Raw genomic sequence first — 17,744 nt, forward strand, 5'->3', positions numbered from 1 at the left:
GTTCCCCGTGGCGCTCAGAGGGTGATCAGCCGTGCGAGTCGGTGATGACCGTGCCCTTGTCAGCGCCCTTGAGCGTGGCGAAACAGGACGGGCCGTTGGCGCCGTCGAAGCGGACGGAGTCGAAGAAGTCGCGGAAGTCGATGTAGAAGTTACCCTTGCCGCGCGGGGTGGTGACCGCCGAGCAGCCCTCGTAGTTCGCCTCCGAGAACAGGTGGATCCAGGAGCCGGTACGGTTCCAGTCGGACTTGGCGCGGTCGGCGATGCCGAGCGCGGCCAGGTCGGGGGTGTCGCTCTTGATCTGGACGATGTCGCCCGTGCCGTCGAGCCCGGAGAACAGGCAGTAGTAGCCGTCCTGGCACCGGTCGTAGCCGTCGGCCGCCTGGGCGGGGGTCGCCAGGACGGTCAGGGCCGCGGCGGCAGCCAGCGGTAATGCCCACTTGTGAAGCTTCTTGCCCACTGTTCCTCCATGGGTGAAACTTTCTTTCGGGTCGAACATACCTCGCGCGATCATGTCAAGAAAGGGCTTGACTAAACCGCCCCGGTGAGCGATACCTCCACGCCGCCCCGGGTGCCCCAGCGGTTGACGCGGCGGCAGGTCAGCAGCGCGTACACGTACATCGGGCGCAGCACCAGCAGCCGCCAGAGCGCGGCCAGCGGGGCCAGCGCGAACGCCCGCAGGCGCGACGCCGCGCTCTCGTCGCAGCGTCGCACGGTGAACAGCCGCAGCGCCATCAGGTAGTTCATACCCAGCCCGACCTGCGCCACCGCCAGGCAGAGCGGGCCGAGCCGCGCCGGGTCGGCCACCACCACCACCACAGGGACGGCCAGCGCGAGCAGCAGGTGCAGGTACTCCGCCACCGTGGCCCAGAAGACCACCCCGGTCAGCGGCATGTACCGCAGCCACCAGAGCTGCCGCACGGCCGTGCCGCGCATCCAGCGCACCTGCTGCCTGGCGTAGTGGCCGAACCGCTCGGGCACCAGCGTGAACACCATGGCCGACGGCTGGTGCACGGTGTCACCGGCCAGCAGCGCGTGGAAGGTGAGCATCGAGTCGTCGTTCATCTGCATGGGACGCCCGCCGAACCGCTCGTTCTCGTACCCGCCCGCGCACCGGCGCACGACGTCCGCCCGGTAGAAGGCCAGCGCGCCGGAGTTGAGCGTCACGCGCCGCAACACCGACTGGGCACTGCGCAGGCCGCACGTGAAGGGCAGGTACGTCAGCTCGGTCAGCCGGGTCAGCAGGTTGGCGCCGCGGTTGAGCACCAGCACCTGCCCGGCCACCGACTGCACCCGCGGGTCCGCGAACGGGGCCAGCCCCTCCCTGACGGCGTGCCGGTCGAGCACGGAGTCGCTGTCGAGGGTGAGGAAGACGTCGCCGTCGTCCTCGGCCAGCGCGTGCATCTGGGCGAAGCGCTTGCCCCGGTTCGGGGTGCGGTCCCAGGTCGTCTCGATGCCCAGCGTCGCGGCCTCGGCCTCGAACTCGCGGCGTACGGCGTCGTACGACACGGGCCGCCCGGTCACCGCGTCGGCCGAGCCGTCGTCCACCACCCGCACCCGGTCGACCCGGCGGCTCTGCGTCAGCACCGAACGCAGGCACGCCCGCAGCGCCCGCGGGTCCTCGTTGTAGACGGGCACCTGGACGGTCACCCTGAGCGCGCCGACCCGCGCCCGCGCGCCCGGCGGCACCCGGATCGGGCGTTCGAACCAGCACAGCGGCACCCACCACAGCAGCGCGAGGCCGACGAGCCAGGCCCACGGCGGGCTCGACGCGTGGCCCGCGACCTCGCCGAGGCGGGCGATGCCCCAGGCGGCGAAGGCGGCGATCGGGAGCGCGCCGAGGGCGAGGAGCCCGCCGGCGCCGACGTGGCGGGCGGTAGGCGGGCTCACGGGCACAGCGGACCCCGGCCGCGCCGGAACCTCGACCGCACCAGGAAGGCGGCGCCCAGCGCGAGTGCCAGGCACAGCCCGGCCAGCCACAGGTGCCCGCCCGCCAGCGCCGCCACCGCGACGCCGCCGCCGAATCCGGCCAGGGATCCGTACGCCATGTGGCTCCTCCTCGGAGAGAGTCGGGACGACGCGGCGAATCTCGCCCGGGGGCGGTGCCGGTAATCCCCGCGCCGCCCAAAGGTTCGGGCATCCGCTCCCTGCCGGGGCCACCGGCCGACGGCCCGTGCGGCGGGTCAAGCCGGGATGAAGGTTTCGCCGCTGTTTTCGCTGGTACGGGGTGGCGTCGACGTGCTGGTCCCAGTGGGGGCGGAAGACTCGGGAAACGTCATCTGGGGTGCCTTTTGGAGCGTTCCTATCCTTTCGAGCCGAGCCGGAGCAGCGTGCGATGAGCAGCAACCCGAGCGGGACCTTGACGGGCAGAGACCGGGCGGGCGGGACACGGGCGGGGAGGGCGTGGCAGGGGAGGACCTGGGCGCGCGGGGCCGCCACGCTGTCGCTCGCCGGTGCGTGCCTGGCCGTGCCTTCGACGGCCCCGGCGTCCGTCCTGGCCGCCCTTCCTTACCAGGATTCCGGCCTGCCCGTCGCGGAGCGGGTGGCCGATCTGATGTCCCGGATGTCGCTGGACGAGAAACTCGGCCAGATGACCCAGGGCGAGCGCGGCTCGGTCGGCTTCTCCGACGTCACCGCGTACCGGCTCGGCTCGGTGTTGTCGGGTGGCGGCTCGGCCCCGTCGCCCAACACGGCGACGAGCTGGGCCGACATGTACGACAAGTATCAGAACGCGGCCCTGGCCACGCCCCTCAAGATCCCGCTCATCTACGGCGTGGACGCCGTGCACGGCCACAACAACGTCGCCGGAGCCACGATCTTCCCGCACAACATCGGCCTCGGCGCCACCTACGACCCGGCCATGGTCGAACGCATCGGGCGGGCCGTGGCCGAGGAGATGTCAGGGACCGGCATCGACTGGAACTTCGCCCCCTGCCTGTGCGTGGCGCGCGACGACAGGTGGGGCCGTACGTACGAGTCGTTCGGCGAGACGCCGGACCTGCCCGCCGCGATGACCTCGATCATCACCGGCATGCAGGGGACGGCGCTCAGCGGTCCCGCCTCCGTGCTGGCGACCGCCAAGCACTACGTGGGCGACGGCGGCACGGGCGGCGGCGTCGACCAGGGTGACACCCGGCTCGACGAGGCCGATCTGCGGACGTTGCACCTGCCGCCGTTCCAGGCCGCCGTCCAGCGCGGGGTGGGCTCGGTGATGGTCTCCTTCAGCAGTTGGAACGGCGCCAAGCTGCACGGACACCGATACCTGATCACCACGGTGCTCAAGGGCGAGCTGCGCTTCGACGGCTTCGTGGTCTCCGACTGGAACGGCATCGACCAGATCGACGGCGTCAAGGGCGCCTCCGCGCTCGACGTGCGCACCGCCGTGAACGCCGGCATCGACATGGTGATGGCGCCCACCGAATGGCGCCGCTTCATCGACCTGCTGCGCGCCGAGGTGCAGGAGGGCCGGGTCTCCATGGCCCGGGTGGACGACGCGGTGCGGCGGGTGCTGACCAAGAAGTTCGAGCTGGGGCTGTTCGAGCGGCCGCTCGCCGACCGGTGGTACACCGCGAGGGTGGGCAGCCCCGAGCACCGGGCGCTGGCCCGCGAGGCCGTGGCCAAGTCGCAGGTCGTGCTGAAGAACGACGGCGGCCTGCTGCCCCTGGCCACGTCCGGCGGCAAGATCTTCGTGGCCGGCAAGAGCGCGGACGACATCGGCAACCAGAGCGGCGGCTGGACGATCTCCTGGCAGGGCTCCTCCGGCGACATCACGCCCGGCACGACCATCCTGGAGGGCATCAAGGAAACCGTGGGCTCGGGCGCGACCGTCACCTACAGCCGCGACGGCACCGGCATCGACCCCTCCTACCGGGTGGCCGTCGCCGTGGTGGGGGAGACCCCGTACGCCGAGGTCCGGGGCGACCGGCCGGCCGGCCTCGGGCTGGACGCCGCCGACCTGAAGACCCTCGCCACCCTGCGCGCCTCGGGCGTGCCGGTCGTCGTGGTCCTCGTCTCAGGCCGGCCTCTCGACATCGCCGCAGAACTGCCCGGGTGGAACGCCCTGGTCGCCGCGTGGCTGCCGGGCTCCGAGGGGCGGGGTGTGGCCGACGTGCTGTTCGGGGCCGTACGGCCGACCGGCAGGCTGCCCATGACGTGGATGAGCAGCGCGTCCCAGCAGCCGATCAACGCGGGTGACGGGAAGACGCCGCTGTTCGCGCAGGGGTTCGGGCTGACGTACGGACCGCCGCGCGGCGACACCGCTCCGGCACCGGCGCGCGACAGCGCACCGGGACCGGCCTGACACCTCGCCCGCCGAGGGGGCGGCCCGGCGCTCACGCGGCGGGCCGCCCCCGGGCGTCTCACCTGTCCACGTGCAGCGTGCCGAACTCGACCAGCGGTGTGGCGCCCGCGAAGTTGCCGTCCACCTCGGCCCGTTCGGCGGCGCTCGGGTTCGCGTTCGTGCAGCTCACCGGTGCGCTGGAGCCCGACATCAGGTCCGAGCAGAGCCCCGTGCGGCGGTCGGGCAGGCCCAGGATGTGGCCGATCTCGTGGGTGGCGATCCGTACGCGGTCGTAGCCCTGGTTGACGGCCTGGCGTCCCATCCAGATCGTGCCGCGTCCCAGGCTGGTCGGCAGTGCGCGGGGCCAGCCGTTGTCGGCCAGCACGACGAAGTGGGCCGGGGTGCCCTGGACCAGCCGGACGTTGGTGACGCTGGAGTTCCAGATCTGGGCCGCCTGGTTCACGTTCGCGACGAACTCGGCGGCCCGGCTCGCGTCGTACCTGAGCACCGTGACCAGTGCGGTGGCCTGGGCCGGTGCGGTGACCAGCAGGAACGCGAGGCTGAGGGCGACGGAGAGGATGAAGCGAAGGGGTCTTGACACGAAGCCTCCTCCGAGAGTTGGGGGTGTTGTGAACGTATGCGCACTCCCGCCCTCTGGAGACGTAGCAATTTGCCCCTATCACGGTGATATGGCCGGGCGAGGCCGATCGCCTGCGCCGCCCGTGCGGGCGGCGTACCGGAAGTCGCCCGGCCCGGGGACCTGCGCCGCGAAAACCGGGTCGAAACTGTCGGTGTCCGCGTGCACACTCAATGCATGCAGAACGAGCCACTCGAACTCGGCGAGATCTCCATTTCCAGCTGGAACGCTCACACCGACAAGTTGGCGGAGGTCGGCTTCCTGACCATCGCCAGAAGGCTCCCGGCGCTCGTCGGCCAGGCGCTGCGCATGGCCTGGCAGGCGAGCCCGCGCGACACGGCGGCCACGGTCGCGCTCAACCTGCTCGGCGGCGTGTTCACCGCCTTCGGCCTGCTGGCCACCACCGGCGTGCTGACGGCGCTGTTCAGCGAGGGCCCCACCCCCAACCGCGTCGTCGCGGCGCTGCCCAGCCTTGTCATGGTCGGCGCGGCGGCCGTGCTGCGCACGACCACGCAGGCCGCCGCGGGCTGGGCGCAGTCCCGCCTCACCCCGCAGATCACCCGGCTCACCGAGGAGCGCCTCTACGGCCTGACCAGCCAGGTGGAGCTGGTCGCCTACGACGACCCCGAGTTCCACGACGCGTTGGAGCGCGCCAACGGCCGCGGGGTCACGGTGGCCGACTCGGTGGTGTCCACGGCGGTCGACGTGGTCACGTCGGTCGTTGGCATCGCGGCCGCGGCGGGTGTCCTGGGGGTGCTGCACCCGGTGCTGCTCCCGTTGCTCCTGCTGGCCGTGCTGCCCGACGCCTGGGCGGCCGTGCGCAGCGCGCGCATGCGCTACTCCACGATCTACTCCCTCGTCCCGGCCCGCCGCCGTAAATGGATCATCGCCGACCTGCTCGCCGAGCGCGAGTCGGCGGCCGAGGTGCGCTCGTTCACGATGCGCGGCTTCCTGCTGCGCATGTACGACGCGGTGGCCAGGGCCGAGCAGGAGGAGATGCTCGGCCTGGCCCGGCGGCAGATGGTGGCCAGGCTCGTGGGCGAGGCGCTCGGCGGCGTGGGCACCGCGCTCGTTTACGTCGCCCTCGGCGTCCTGCTCGCCGCCGCGGCCATCCCGCTCGCGGTGGCGGGCACGGCGGTCCTGGCCATCCGCTCGGGCCAGACCTCACTCTCCAGCCTCATGTACGCCACCAACCGCCTCTACGAACAGGGCCTCTACTTCACCGACTTCCTCGACTTCTGCGCCCAGGCCGAGCGGCGCCTGGCCGGCCCGCGCCCGGTCGCCGCGCCCGACGGGTTCGAGTGCATCACGGCCGACCAGGTCACCTTCACCTACCCCGGCGCCGACGAGCCCGCCCTGCGCGGAGTGTCCGTCGAGGTCAAACAGGGCGAGGTGATCGCGCTCGTCGGCGAGAACGGCTCAGGCAAGTCCACCCTCGCCAAGATCCTCTCCGGCCTCTACGAGCCCGACACCGGCACCGTCCGCTGGGACGACACCGACCTGCGCCAGGTCAGCCCCGACGACCTGCGGCTGCGCACCGCCGTCATCGCACAGGACCACACCCGCTGGCCCCTCACCGCCCGCTACAACATCACCATGGGCACCGGCAAGGGCGAGCCGGCCCTGCACACCGCCGCCGCGGTGGCCGGTGCCGACGAGGTCATCGCCGAGCTCCCGCACGGCTACCGCACGCTGCTCGACCGGCGCTTCAAAGACGGGCACGAGCTGTCGGGCGGTCAGTGGCAGCGCATCGCCGTGGCCCGCGGCTTCCACCGCGACGCCGTGCTGCTCATCTGCGACGAGCCCACCGCCGCCCTCGACGCTCGCGCCGAGCACGGCCTCTTCGAACGCATCCGCGCCCACGCCGACGGCCGCACGGTCCTGCTCATCACCCACCGCCTGGCCAGCGTCCGCTACGCCGACCGCATCTACGTCCTCGACCACGGCACGGTCATCGAGCAGGGCGACCACGACACCCTGATGTCCCTCGACGGCCTCTACGCCGACCTCTACACCCTCCAGGCAACCGCCTATCGATAGCCCTTCGAGCGGGAGGGCCTGCGTTTCCGTGAGCAAGTCCGGCTGATCATGAGCACTGTCGGGGCAGAATCCACGTGATCACGAGCTTTGACAACGCTCTGTGATGCCGGACTTACGGGACTTTCGCTCGCCATCTGTTCGGCGGTCATCCGCGGGGCCGGGCCCGTGGGGCGCAGCAGCGGCAGGAAGCAGTCCAACCGCCGAAACGGCTTCCGGATTCGCTGCCATCAAGTCAAGCAGCCTCGTCCGTCGGGTCGGGAGTGGGAGCCAGCCGCACGCGGCCGGGGTGGGCCTTCTCGTCGGGGAAGACCCACTTCCGGAGCGCCCAGAAGCGGAAGACCATGGCGATCAGCGTGCCGATGATCTGCGCGCTCATGAAGTCGGCGATCTCCTGGGTCACCAGGCTCACGTCCGGGGTCTCCAGGCGAAACACGTACCGGGAGATCCATAGTGGTGCGGAGCTGAGCACCAGGCCGACGCCACTGACCAGGAAGAACAGCGCCGCCTCGTGACGGCGCTCGCGGCCGCCCCTGGTCCGGAACGACCATTCGCGATTCAGCACGTAGGACACGATCGTCGCCACGAGCACCGCGATGACCTTCGCGGTCACCGGCTTCGGCTCCAAAATGGTGAGCTTCAGCCCATAGAACACCGCGTTGTCCACTAAGAACGCCGTTCCACCCACCACCGCGAACTTCAGCAGTTCATGGTGCTTCAGCGCAAGTGCGTGCAGCGGTTCCGGCAATCTTGCGAGTACCGCGTTTGCTATTCGGAGCACCCCCGATCTTCTCACCAGCCGAACACCCTGGTAACAGGATTCACGGACACGGCTTGTCCGGCTGGAACCGCACCTGACGACAAATCCGCGTGATCATGAGATTTGGTAACGCTCCGAGATATCGGACTTACGGGACTTTAGCGATCCGTGGGGGGCGTGCCGTAGGTTCGTACGCTCCGGATCACGCGTGCTGACCTCCATCGATCCCGAACTCACCCGCGACCCGCCATGCCGTGTGGTCGGCGTACTCGGTGCAGGCGACCGCCGGAACTCCGGGCTCCAGGGTGCGTTCGCAGGACGCTCGCATCGATCCGTTCGGGGCGTCCCGGGACCACTCGGTGTGGACATGGCTGTCGGCCGGGCGCGATCACGAGGCCACGCTGAGGGCCACCGACGGGGGCGAAGTGCGCCGGGGCGGGCGCGGGCCGTTCGACGCCACGGCTCACAGGGGACGTGCCGCGAGAGACCTCCGCAGAGCGAGGGCCCAGTTCTCGTTCACCTCGTCGGCCTGCTTCCGGTGGGGCGACCTGGGTTGCCACCCTGGGGGTACGGCAATTCGCAGTCGAGCGGCGATCCCTTCGACGACCGCGCCCGGATCGCCCACCAACTGCTCGTATGTGACCTCGTGCGGTGAGACTCCCTGAGAGCGGAACCAGGACTCCCATGCCTGGTTGTGTTGACCGACGGTCTCCAGCAACTGGCGCATCTGATCGATGTTCTCGTGCGGCTGCCGCAACGCTTCGTCGCCCTGTTGCCAATAGCCCGTCTGTTCTGCCCGAGACCAAGAGACTGCCTGGGCGACCAGATCCTCGCGCCGTAGGTGGATCAACGTCAGGGGCCCGAGTCCGCGTTCCAGAGTCGCGAGGTCCGTCTCGTCGCGGGACTCCCGGAGTCCGTCCGTGACCCGCTCCAGCGAACCCCACATGATTCGGATACCGAAGACGCCGTTCTCGGTCCTGGCTGCGTCGGAAACGGCCCTGACGAAGCCTCGGTAGTCGCGTGCCCTTGCGCCCTCGATCGGCACACCGAGGCGCTGAGCCCAGGTCGCTTCGTCCGGTTCGCGAAAATAGGACTCGGGTCGGCCGAGTACTCCCGTTGAGCCCAGCAGGCTGCACAACAAGGTGCTTCCGGTCCGTGGGGTCCCGCAGAGGATGTAGCCGGATCGCACTGCCATGGTCGGAGGCTACGGCAATGGCGCGCACGGATTCAATGATCATTACCGTCCTCGCCCCGGTGAGTAGCCTCATGTCGACCGTCCGGCAGTTGTCGGGCCGCCGGACGACGCGCACGCCAGGCACAGCGTCCGCCCACCCTCGGCGCCCTGTTCCACCTGCCAGGACGGCGGCCACTCCCGCGTCACGCCTGCGGGCACGGGTTCGACCCGCGTGCCGATCAGCTTCGCCGTCTCCACTCCTTGCACCTCGCCGAACCCGAGTCCGGACAATGGCTTGTACTTAGTTCAAGAGCTGCCTAGGCTGGTCTTGAACTAAGTACAAGGCCGCGATCTCGCGTGCTCTACTCTGTGGAGGGCTCCCCCGTGCCTGTCTCCGTCGTCGTCGCCTCGATGCTGCAGTTCATGCTCGCGGCGACCTTCCTCGCCCTCGCGCTCGCCGTCCACACCCACGGCGCACGCGCGCAGCGGGCCGCCGAAGCGGTCGTGACGGGGAAAGGACTGGCGGTCGACGTCCTCGCCCGGCATCGGATCAAGTTCGCCGAGAGCGTGGCGGAGCTGATGTTCCCCGTCTCCATCGCGGTGGTGCTCGCGGTGCTGGGCGTGCTCGGGCTGGCCGGTGCCGGGGCCGGGCGGATCCTGTCGTGGATCGTCGCGGGGATCCTGATGACCGCGGGCGGGCTGGTGACCGGGAGTCAGGTGTTCGCGGTCCGGGTGGTGGTGGCGGCGTTCAGGAAGTCGTCCGATCCGGCCGTACGCGCGCTCGACGGCCGGGCGGTGGCCGAGGCGGCGGAACGTGCGTTCCCCGGCTGGCTTCGGCCCGTGATCGTGATCCGGTTCGTGCTGACGACGCTGGGCTCCCTCGCGGTCATCGTCCTGCTGGCGACTCCGGGCGCGAGCGCGTACTTCGGGGGGCCCGGCTTCGGGTAGTGCGGGTTGTCAGCCGGGCCTCCAGGCCGTCGAGGATGACGTCGAGGCCGAACGCGAAGGTGTCCTCGTCGGGCAGCGACGCGACCTCGTACACCGAGGGTGTCATGCGGGCGCGCAGCCGGGGGAAACGTCCCGCGATCTCGCCGATCCACGCCACGGTGTCGCGCAGGCGCTCCTCCTCGTCGGCGCCCGCCCGGCGCAGGCGGGCCCGCAGGGCCAGTTCCCCAGCCTCGCCGTGGGCGGCGCCGATCACGTACATGAGCACCGTGGCCGCCGCCTGGTCGGCGTCGGCGGCGCTGAACCCGGCCGACTCGTAGACGGCCAGGCAGTGATCGTCGTAGCGGGCCTTGCCCGGGCCGTACACGAGGTGGGTGCTCATCGCGGGCAGGAGCCAGAAGTGGCGGCCGATCATGCCGTGGGCGCCCGAGGCCAGCGCGGCGGCGGCCGCCCGCCACCCGATCCCGGCGGGGTCGGGCAGCTCGATCTCGTCCCATACGTGGTCGGCGGCCAGCACGATCAGCTCGTCCTTGCTCTTGACGTGCCAGTAGACCGCCGTGGCCGCCGCGCCGAGCTGGGTGCCCAATCGCCGCATGTTCAGGCCGTCGACCCCCTCGGCGTCGAGCACCGCCACAGCGGCCCGGACGATCTGGTCACGGGTCAACGTCTCGCGCGGCATGAGGACAACCTAGCGGCACGCGCCGACCCCGCAGAAACCTCGGCGGCCGGGTCGGGAGGGGATGCGGGGCGGCCCTCAGGACCCGGCCCTCGGGCCGGCCCTTGGGCTCGGATTCGCGGACCGTCACGGGCAGTCGCGCACCCGGGCGTCCCCCCAGCCTTCCGGCGAGGCGACGAGAACCGGCCTCTCGACCACCGAACTCACCGACGCCCTGCATTCCGTACGCCAAGGCCGGGCCCTGACACCTGATCACCTGGCCGCCAAGCGAGAGGTGCATGAGAGTCTCGGGGGCCGGTGGGAGGGGCGGCCCTTCGCCGTGCGGGAGCAGGATGATCAGCAGTGGCGGCGCTGGGTCGCGGCGAACGCCGTCCGCCACGGCCTGCGGTCGGTCAGCGACGCGGCGGCCTCGCACCTCAGCGCGCTGACCTACGCACGAGAGGCACTGGACGGCGACTGGGCGGCCTTCCGGACCCGGCTATGTCAGTTGATCGATCGGTCGGCACGCTGACGACGGTTCGTTTGCGTCGCCGCTCGCCGCTCGCCGCTCGCCGGGGCGGCCCGGCCGGGGCGGGGCGGCCGGGCCGGGTAGGGGAGCGGGTGGTTGGTTGTCTCGCCTGGGTCAGCAGGCGGAGAGCAGGCTGTTGAGTGCCGACTTCTCCGAGCTGTCCACCGTCAGGTTCCAGTACCACTTGACCTGGATCCAGGAGCGGGCGTAGCGGCAGCGCTCGGCCGAGCGCGGCGGCTGCCACTCGGCCGGGTCCTGGTCCGACTTCGACTGGTTGACGTTGTCCGTGACGGCCCACAACTGCGGCCCGCCCAGGTCGTTGGCGAACTGCTGGCGGCGGGCGGTGGTCCACGACCAGGCGCCCGACGCCCACGCCTCGGCCAGCGGGACCATGTGGTCGATGTCGACGTCGCTGGCGGCGGTCCAGGTCGCCCCGTCGTACGGGCTGTACCAGGAGCCGGAGGTGGCCGCGCAGGAGGAGTCCGTCACCACGTTGGTGCCGTCCCGCTTGAGGACCTCCTCGCGGGTGTTGCAGGAACCGCTGACGGTGGTCCAGTGCGGGAACAGCGCCCGGTCGTACGTGCTGCCGTGCGACTCGGCCGAGACGACGAGCGAGGCCAGGCGGCTCGCGGCGGTGGAAGCGGAGGGGATGTTCGGGGGGATGGCGGTCGCGGGCTGCGCGGTGACCGTCAGGGTGAGCGCGGCGGCGCAGGCGAGGGTGAGGGCGTCGGGTAACGTCCGGTCGCGGTGCATGAGGGGTCGAGCCCTTCTGCCGCCGTCCTCGGACCGGCGCGGTTGCCGGTCAGGGGGCGAGGAGGGCGGGCACCTCGACGGTGACAGCGTCCGGTTGGTCCATATATGGCCAGTTTTGCCGAGCTGTCAGGAGGGGGTTGATGGAGTCCTGACATTGGTCGTCAGGGGGCTGCCACGGGGTTCGTCAGCGTTGGGGAGGTGTTCACCGGCACGTCAGGAGCGTCCGCCGGAGTGGCGCCGGATCGGCCTGGGCGGCTGAGAACGGCCGAGGGCGGTCGCGGATGGTCGCGAATGGCCGAGAGCGGCTCCGGGCCGGTGGATGCGGCCCGGAGTCGCCGGGGTCAGCCGAGCCAGCCGGGGACCATCAGCACGGCCCACGCCGCCACGGGAGCCACCACGACGATCACGCCGCCGTACGCCAGGAGCCTGCGGTAGAAGTCGTCCCGCTGCATGCCCCGGACGTTGGCCACCAGCAGCGCCCCCGTCGTGGAGAACGGGCTGACGTCCACGATCGCCGACGTCACCGACAGCGCCGCGATCATCGCGATCGGCCCCAGCGTGCCCTGTGACAGCAGCGGTACGGCCATCGGCACCAGCGTGCCGAGGATGCCCACGGTCGAGGCGAAGGCCGACACGACGCCGCCGACGTAGCAGATCAGCAGTGCCACCAGCAGCGGGACGCCGAGCGCGGCCACCGCGGAGCCCACGTAGTCGACGGTGCCGATCTCCTGCAGGACACCCGCGTACGTGACGACGCCGCAGATGAGCAGCACCGTCGGCCAGGCCACCTTCTCCACCGCGCCCTTGTTGGACCTGGGGGAGGTGAGGGAGAGCACGACGGCCACGGTGACGGCGGTGAGGCCGACGTCCAGCTTGAACGCCAGCACCGCCACGCAGAGCGCGAGAATGCCGAACAGCGTCAGCGCCTGGTGAGCGGTGAGGCGCAGGCTGCCGCCCGTCGTGGTGGCGGTGGTGATGGCGGGGGCGACCTCGGTCCCCACCCCGCCGGAGCCACCGGACGCGGACGTGGCGGATGGCGAACCAGCGGTGGCGGTTGCGGCGGATGGTGGTCCAGTGGTGGCGGTTGCGGCGGATGGCGAACCAGCGGGGGCGGACGTGACGGATGGCGGCTCAGCGGAGCGCGGCTCAGCGGAGGCGGAGGCGGATCTGGAGGCGGGGGCGGAGATGGATGTGGAGGTGGAGGCGGGTGCGGGCGTGCTGGGAGTGGGGGATCCGGTGGCGGGGGCGTCGGGGGTCGTGTCGGTGCCGCGTGCGCCCGGCGATGGGTCATGGCCGGGCGCGTTCGCGGTGCCCGCGTCGAGGGCGCCGCGCCGCAGCAGGTCGCGGCCGTTGAAGACGAAGAAGACGATCAGGGCCGCGGCGGCGTTGAACGCGAAGCTGGACAGGAACAGCACCAGGTCGCTGGTCGGCAGGTTCGCGTCCCTGGCGACGCCGTTCACGATCCCGCCGAGCACGCTGATCGGCGAGAACGCGCCCGCCTGCGTCCCGTGCGCCACCATGAGCCCGATCAGCATCGGGTGGATCCGGTAGTCGGCGGCGAACCCGAACGCGATCGGCGCCAGGATCGCCGCCACCGCCGGGGCAGGCGCGCCCACGGCCGTCAGGAGTGCCGAGATCACGAACACGACCGGCGGGATGGCCGCCAGCCGCCCCCGTACGAGGTGGACCGCCGCCCGTACGAGCCAGTCCACCGTGCCGTTGTTGGTGGCGATCGCGAACAGGAGCGTCACGCCGACGAGGATCACGAACAGGCTGCCGGGGAAGGCCCCGAAGATGTCGTCGGTGCTCATGCCCGTGGCCAGCGTCCCGACCAGGAAGGCGCCGACGAGGGCCAGCGCCCCCAGGTTCACGGGGAAGACGGTGGCCACCACGAACATGGCGATGAGGGCGAGAATGGACAGGAGCTCTGCGGACACTGCTTACTCCGATCTCCCCCGAGCGTCAGTGCAGTCCGGCCGCCTCATGGACGAGCTCGACCGGGTGGCGGGCCACGCGGCCCGCGCCGTGGGCGATCTGCTGGCGGCATGAGACCCCCGTGGCCGCGAGCAGCGTGTCGGGTGCGGACGCGGCGATCGCCGGGAAGAGCCGGAGACCGCCGATCTTCATGGACAGGTCATAGTGCTCGGCCTCGAAGCCGAACGATCCGGCCATCCCGCAGCAGCCGGCGTCCAGCTCTGTCACCTCCGCTCCCGGGATCCTGGACAGCAGCGCGCGGGTGGCGGCGGTGCCGGTGACGGCCTTCTCGTGGCAGTGGCCGTGCAGGAGGATCTCGCGCCCGCGCAGCGCGTCCCCCAGCTTCAGCGCGCCTTCGTCGATGGCCTCCGTGAGCAGTTCCGGGACGAGCCGGGCGCGCGCCGCCACCGCCGCCACCCGCGGATCGCCCGGGAGCAGGGCGGCGTACTCGTCCTTCAGGGTCAGCAGGCAGGACGGCTCCAGGCCGACGATCGGCGCGTCGGAGGCGGCCAGGCGGTCGACCATCTGCCCGGCCATGGTCCTGGCGCGGTCGAGCAGGCCCTTGGAGACGCTGGAGCGGCCGCAGCAGCCCTCGGCCTCCAGCCGTACCCGGTAGCCTGCGCGTTCCAGCAGTTCGACGGCGGCGCGGCCGATGGCGGGCTCGCTGTAGGTGGTGAAGGAGTCCGCGAGCAGGATGACCTCCTTCCGCCCGGACGCGGCGCCGTCCTGACCGGAGGCGGGGCGGCGGGCGTACCAGCGCAGGAGGTTGTCGCGCAGGAAGCGGGGCAGCGGACGGCGGCGGCTCAGCCCGAGAGGGCCGCGGACGGCGCCGGCCAGCCAGTTCGACAGCGGCGCGGTGGCCGAGCCGAGCCGGTTGAGCGTCCTGATCGCGCCGAACGCCCGCGACCGCAGCGGCACGCCGTGCAGCTCCTGGTACTGGTGGAGGAACTCGCTCTTGAGCGCCGCCATGTCCACCCCGAGCGGGCACTCCGACTGGCACGCCTTGCACTCCAGGCACAGGTCGAGGATCCCGTGCAGCCGCTCGTCGCCCATCGCCCGCCGCGGGTCGGGCGAGGACAGCGCCTTGACCAGGGCGTTGGCGCGGCCCCGGGTGGAGTGCTCCTCCTCGCGGGTGGCCATGTACGACGGGCACATGACGCCCGTGTCGTCCTTGCGGCACACGCCGACGTTCATGCACCGGTCGGCGGCGGCGAACATGCCGTCAGCCCCGAACGACAGAGTGGTGGCCAGCGGGCGCGGCTGCGGCATGGCCGGGTCGCGCAGGTGGTCGGTCATCGGCGGCGCGTCCACGATCTTGCCGGGGTTCAGCCGGTTGTGCGGGTCGAAGACGTGCTTGACCTGCCGCATCGCCTCGTAGATCCGCTCGCCGAACAGGCGCCGGTTGAACTCGGAGCGGGCCAGCCCGTCGCCGTGCTCGCTGGAGTTGACGCCGCCGTGCCGGGCGGTCAGGTCGGCGATCTCCTCGGCCACCGCGCGCATCGTGCCGATCTCGTCGGGCGCGCGCAGGTCCACGAACGGGCGGATGTGCAAGCAGCCGACCGAGCAGTGCCCGTAGAACCCGGCCCGCAGGCCGTGCCGGTCGAGGATCCCGGCGAACTCCTCGACGTACGGCAGCAGCCGGTCCGGCGGGACGGCCGTGTCCTCGACGAACGCCAGCGGCCTGCGGCTGCCCACGCTGGAGGCCATCAGCAGGCCGAGCCCGGCCTTGCGGACCTTGAGCACGGCGGCCTGCTGCTCGGCGGTGACCGCCCTGAGCGTGTGGTAGCCGTGGCCGGCGGCCTTCCAGGTGGCGGCCAGCTCGTCCACGCGGTCGGCCACCTCGCCCGGGGTGTCGCCGAAGAACTCCACGAACAGCAGCGCCTCGGGGTCGCCCGCCAAGATGCCGCCGAGGCCGGCGTAGTCGACCCGCTGCCTGGACAGGTCGAGGATGGCCTTGTCGAGCAGTTCGACCGAGGCGGCGCCGAAGGCCAGCGCGTCGGCGGTGGCGGCGATGGCGGCCGGGGTGGAGGTGAAATGGCCGACCGCGATGGCCTTGGCCCTGGGCAGGTCGACCAGGCCCACCGTGGCCTCGGTCACCACGGCCAGCGTGCCCTCCGACCCGACGATCAGCTTCGTCAGGTCGAGGCCGCCGTCACGGCCGGCGGCGTCGAGGCGGTAGCCGCCCGAGTGGCGCCAGAAGCGGGGGAAGCCCGACAGGTCGAGGCCGTTCAGCACCTCGTCCACCGCCGTCCGCAGCCGGGTGTCGGTGGCCAGGTCGGGGGTGGTGGCGTCGGCCAGCACCACCCGCAGCGCCTCGACGTGGTCGATCGTGGAGCCGTACAGGACGGAGTGGCTGCCGGCCGAGTTGTTGCCGATCATGCCGCCGATGGTGGCGCGGTTGCTGGTGGAGGTGTCGGGGCCGAACATCAGCCCGTGCTTGCGGGCCGCCCGGTTGAGCTGGTCCTGTACGACGCCGGGCTGCACCCGCGCGGTACGGCCGTCGATCTCGAGGATGCGGTTCATGTGCCGGGAGAAGTCCACGATCACCGCCGCGCCCACCGTCTGCCCGGCCAGGCTGGTGCCCGCCCCGCGCGGCAGCACCGGCACGCCCAGCTCGCCGCAGGCCGCCACCAGGGCCTGGACGTCGTCGGCGTGCCGGGGGAAGGCGACGGCGAGCGGCTCGATGGCGTACATGCTGGCGTCGGAGGCGTACAGGTGCCTGGTGTAGGGGTCGTCCCTGACGTCGCCGGCCAGGAGCGGGCCCAGCGTACGGGCCAGGCTCATCGACCGCCCTCCACGCCCGCCGTGTCCCCAGTGCCCCCAGTGCCCCCAGTGCCCGCACCCTCCAGGTACGCCAGCGCCGCCCGTGTGCCGCCCTCCTTGATCGGCACCCCGGCGGCGCTGAGCCCCATCTCGACCCCGCTCAGCGTGCCGGCCAGCATCAGGTCGTTGAAGTGGCCCAGGTGCCCGATCCGGAACACCCGCCCGGCCAGCCGCCCGAGCCCGGTGCCGAGCGACATGTCGTAGCGGTCGAGGATCAGCCGCCTGACCGCGTCGGCGTCGTGCCCCTCCGGCGTCAGCACGGCCGTGAGCGAGCTGGAGTGTTCGCGCTCGTCGGCGCAGAGCACCTCCAGCCCCCAGCCGCGCACGGCCCTGCGGGTCGCCTCGGCGTGCCGGTCGTGCCGGGCGAAGACCGCGTCCAGGCCCTCCTCCTCCAGCATGACGAGCGCCTCGCGCAGGCCGTACAGCAGGTTGGTGGGCGGCGTGTACGGGAAGAAGCCCTGCCGGTTGGCCGCGACGATCGGCTCCCAGTCCCAGTACGAGCGCGGCAGCCGCCCCCGGTGCGCCAGCGCCTTCTCGCTGACCGCGTTGAACCCGATGCCGGGCGGCAGCATCAGCCCCTTCTGCGAGCAGCCCACGGTCACGTCCACGCCCCACTCGTCGTGGCGGTAGTCCATCGAGCCCAGGGACGAGATCGTGTCCACCAGCAGCAGCGCTCCGTGCCCGGCCCGGTCGAGGGCGGCGCGGATCTCCTGGACGCGGCTGCGTACGCCGGTCGAGGTTTCGTTGTGCACCACCATGACGGCGGCGACGTCGGGCGTGAGGTGCTCGGCGACCAGGGCGGGATCGGCGCCGTGCCGCCAGTCGCCCGGCACCACGTCGACCACGAGACCCAGCCGCGCGGCCATCTCGCACCACAGCGTGGAGAAGTGCCCGGTCTCGAACGCCAGCACCCTGTCTCCCGGCGACAGCGTGTTGACCAGCGCCGCCTCCCAGGCTCCGGTGCCCGACGAGGGGTATACCACCACGTGGCCGGACGTGTTGAACACCGTCTTCAGCCGTTCGAGCAGCTCGCCCGCGAGCCGGGCGAAGGCCGGCCCGCGATGGTCGATCGTCGGCTGCGCGATGGCGCGCAGCACCCGGTCGGGAACGTTGGTCGGCCCCGGGATCTGCAGGAAGTGCCGGCCCACTGTCTCTCCACCTCCGTGCCATCACACGGCACG

Annotated in this window: 15 protein-coding genes; 4 read left to right on the forward strand and 11 right to left on the reverse strand. The window is 71.6% G+C overall.

All coding sequences use genetic code 11. The features are described 5' to 3' along the window. Positions 1 to 25: 25 nt before the first annotated feature. The 3 genes from ABD844_RS35280 to ABD844_RS35290 form a co-directional block, all read right to left on the reverse strand. Positions 26 to 457, reverse strand: a complete 432-nt coding sequence (locus ABD844_RS35280; RefSeq protein WP_344887655.1) for a peptidase inhibitor family I36 protein — start codon at positions 455 to 457, stop codon at positions 26 to 28. 71 nt (positions 458 to 528) lie between these two features. Continuing rightward, the gene (locus ABD844_RS35285; protein ID WP_344887658.1) at positions 529 to 1,887 is read right to left on the reverse strand and encodes a glycosyltransferase; all 1,359 of its coding nucleotides are present in this window, start codon (positions 1,885 to 1,887) and stop codon (positions 529 to 531) included. Next, positions 1,884 to 2,045 carry a hypothetical protein gene (locus ABD844_RS35290; RefSeq protein ID WP_344887661.1) on the reverse strand — a complete coding sequence of 54 codons (162 nt, stop codon included), beginning with the start codon at positions 2,043 to 2,045 and terminating at the stop codon, positions 1,884 to 1,886. The genes ABD844_RS35285 and ABD844_RS35290 overlap by 4 nt, the downstream gene beginning before the upstream one ends. Positions 2,046 to 2,332: 287 nt before the next feature. Here ABD844_RS35290 and ABD844_RS35295 point away from each other — a divergent pair, with 287 nt between their 5' ends. After that, entirely contained in the window at positions 2,333 to 4,297 is a 1,965-nt protein-coding gene (locus tag ABD844_RS35295; protein ID WP_344887664.1) for a glycoside hydrolase family 3 protein, read from the forward strand. A 58-nt stretch (positions 4,298 to 4,355) separates the two neighbouring features. Here the strand turns inward: ABD844_RS35295 and ABD844_RS35300 are convergent, their stop codons facing one another. Continuing rightward, positions 4,356 to 4,877, reverse strand: coding sequence for a snapalysin family zinc-dependent metalloprotease (locus tag ABD844_RS35300; protein WP_344887667.1), 522 nt, complete (start codon positions 4,875 to 4,877; stop codon positions 4,356 to 4,358). A gap of 213 nt (positions 4,878 to 5,090) precedes the next feature. On the opposite strand from ABD844_RS35300, the gene ABD844_RS35305 reads away from it, so the two are divergent. After that, positions 5,091 to 6,953, forward strand: a complete 1,863-nt coding sequence (locus ABD844_RS35305; protein ID WP_344887670.1) for an ABC transporter ATP-binding protein — start codon at positions 5,091 to 5,093, stop codon at positions 6,951 to 6,953. Between the two features lie 232 nt (positions 6,954 to 7,185). On the opposite strand, the gene ABD844_RS35310 is transcribed toward ABD844_RS35305, so the two are convergent. Both ABD844_RS35310 and ABD844_RS35315 read right to left on the reverse strand, forming a co-directional pair. Beyond that, positions 7,186 to 7,698 carry a GtrA family protein gene (locus tag ABD844_RS35310; RefSeq protein WP_344887673.1) on the reverse strand — a complete coding sequence of 171 codons (513 nt, stop codon included), beginning with the start codon at positions 7,696 to 7,698 and terminating at the stop codon, positions 7,186 to 7,188. Between the two features lie 475 nt (positions 7,699 to 8,173). After that, on the reverse strand, positions 8,174 to 8,905 hold the full coding sequence (locus ABD844_RS35315; protein ID WP_344887676.1) for a Stf0 family sulfotransferase: 732 nt from the start codon (positions 8,903 to 8,905) through the stop codon (positions 8,174 to 8,176). A gap of 363 nt (positions 8,906 to 9,268) precedes the next feature. On the opposite strand from ABD844_RS35315, the gene ABD844_RS35320 reads away from it, so the two are divergent. Next, complete coding sequence (locus tag ABD844_RS35320; RefSeq protein WP_344887679.1) at positions 9,269 to 9,832, forward strand: hypothetical protein; 564 nt, start codon at positions 9,269 to 9,271, stop codon at positions 9,830 to 9,832. On the opposite strand, the gene ABD844_RS35325 is transcribed toward ABD844_RS35320, so the two are convergent. After that, entirely contained in the window at positions 9,771 to 10,508 is a 738-nt protein-coding gene (locus tag ABD844_RS35325; protein ID WP_344887682.1) for a TetR/AcrR family transcriptional regulator, read from the reverse strand. The two genes, ABD844_RS35320 and ABD844_RS35325, sit on opposite strands and share 62 nt — an antisense overlap. A 271-nt stretch (positions 10,509 to 10,779) precedes the next feature. Between ABD844_RS35325 and ABD844_RS35330 the strand changes: the two genes are divergently transcribed. Then, the gene (locus ABD844_RS35330; protein ID WP_344887685.1) at positions 10,780 to 11,016 is read left to right on the forward strand and encodes a hypothetical protein; all 237 of its coding nucleotides are present in this window, start codon (positions 10,780 to 10,782) and stop codon (positions 11,014 to 11,016) included. Positions 11,017 to 11,127: 111 nt separating this feature from the next. Here ABD844_RS35330 and ABD844_RS35335 read toward each other — a convergent pair whose 3' ends face one another. From ABD844_RS35335 to ABD844_RS35350, 4 genes are all read right to left on the reverse strand, one after another. Next, the gene (locus ABD844_RS35335) at positions 11,128 to 11,766 is read right to left on the reverse strand and encodes an HNH endonuclease family protein (RefSeq protein WP_344887688.1); all 639 of its coding nucleotides are present in this window, start codon (positions 11,764 to 11,766) and stop codon (positions 11,128 to 11,130) included. Between the two features lie 341 nt (positions 11,767 to 12,107). Beyond that, entirely contained in the window at positions 12,108 to 13,703 is a 1,596-nt protein-coding gene (locus ABD844_RS35340; RefSeq protein ID WP_344887691.1) for an SLC13 family permease, read from the reverse strand. 25 nt (positions 13,704 to 13,728) lie between these two features. Next, a complete protein-coding gene (locus ABD844_RS35345; RefSeq protein ID WP_344887694.1) occupies positions 13,729 to 16,524 on the reverse strand; it encodes an FAD-binding and (Fe-S)-binding domain-containing protein in 2,796 nt (931 codons plus the stop codon). Next, complete coding sequence (locus ABD844_RS35350; RefSeq protein ID WP_344887697.1) at positions 16,521 to 17,711, reverse strand: pyridoxal-phosphate-dependent aminotransferase family protein; 1,191 nt, start codon at positions 17,709 to 17,711, stop codon at positions 16,521 to 16,523. Before ABD844_RS35350 ends, ABD844_RS35345 begins: the two co-directional genes overlap by 4 nt. Positions 17,712 to 17,744: the final 33 nt, after the last annotated feature.

It is taken from the genome of Nonomuraea antimicrobica (genome assembly GCF_039536965.1).
GTDB classification, from domain to species: Bacteria; Actinomycetota; Actinomycetes; order Streptosporangiales; family Streptosporangiaceae; genus Nonomuraea; species Nonomuraea antimicrobica.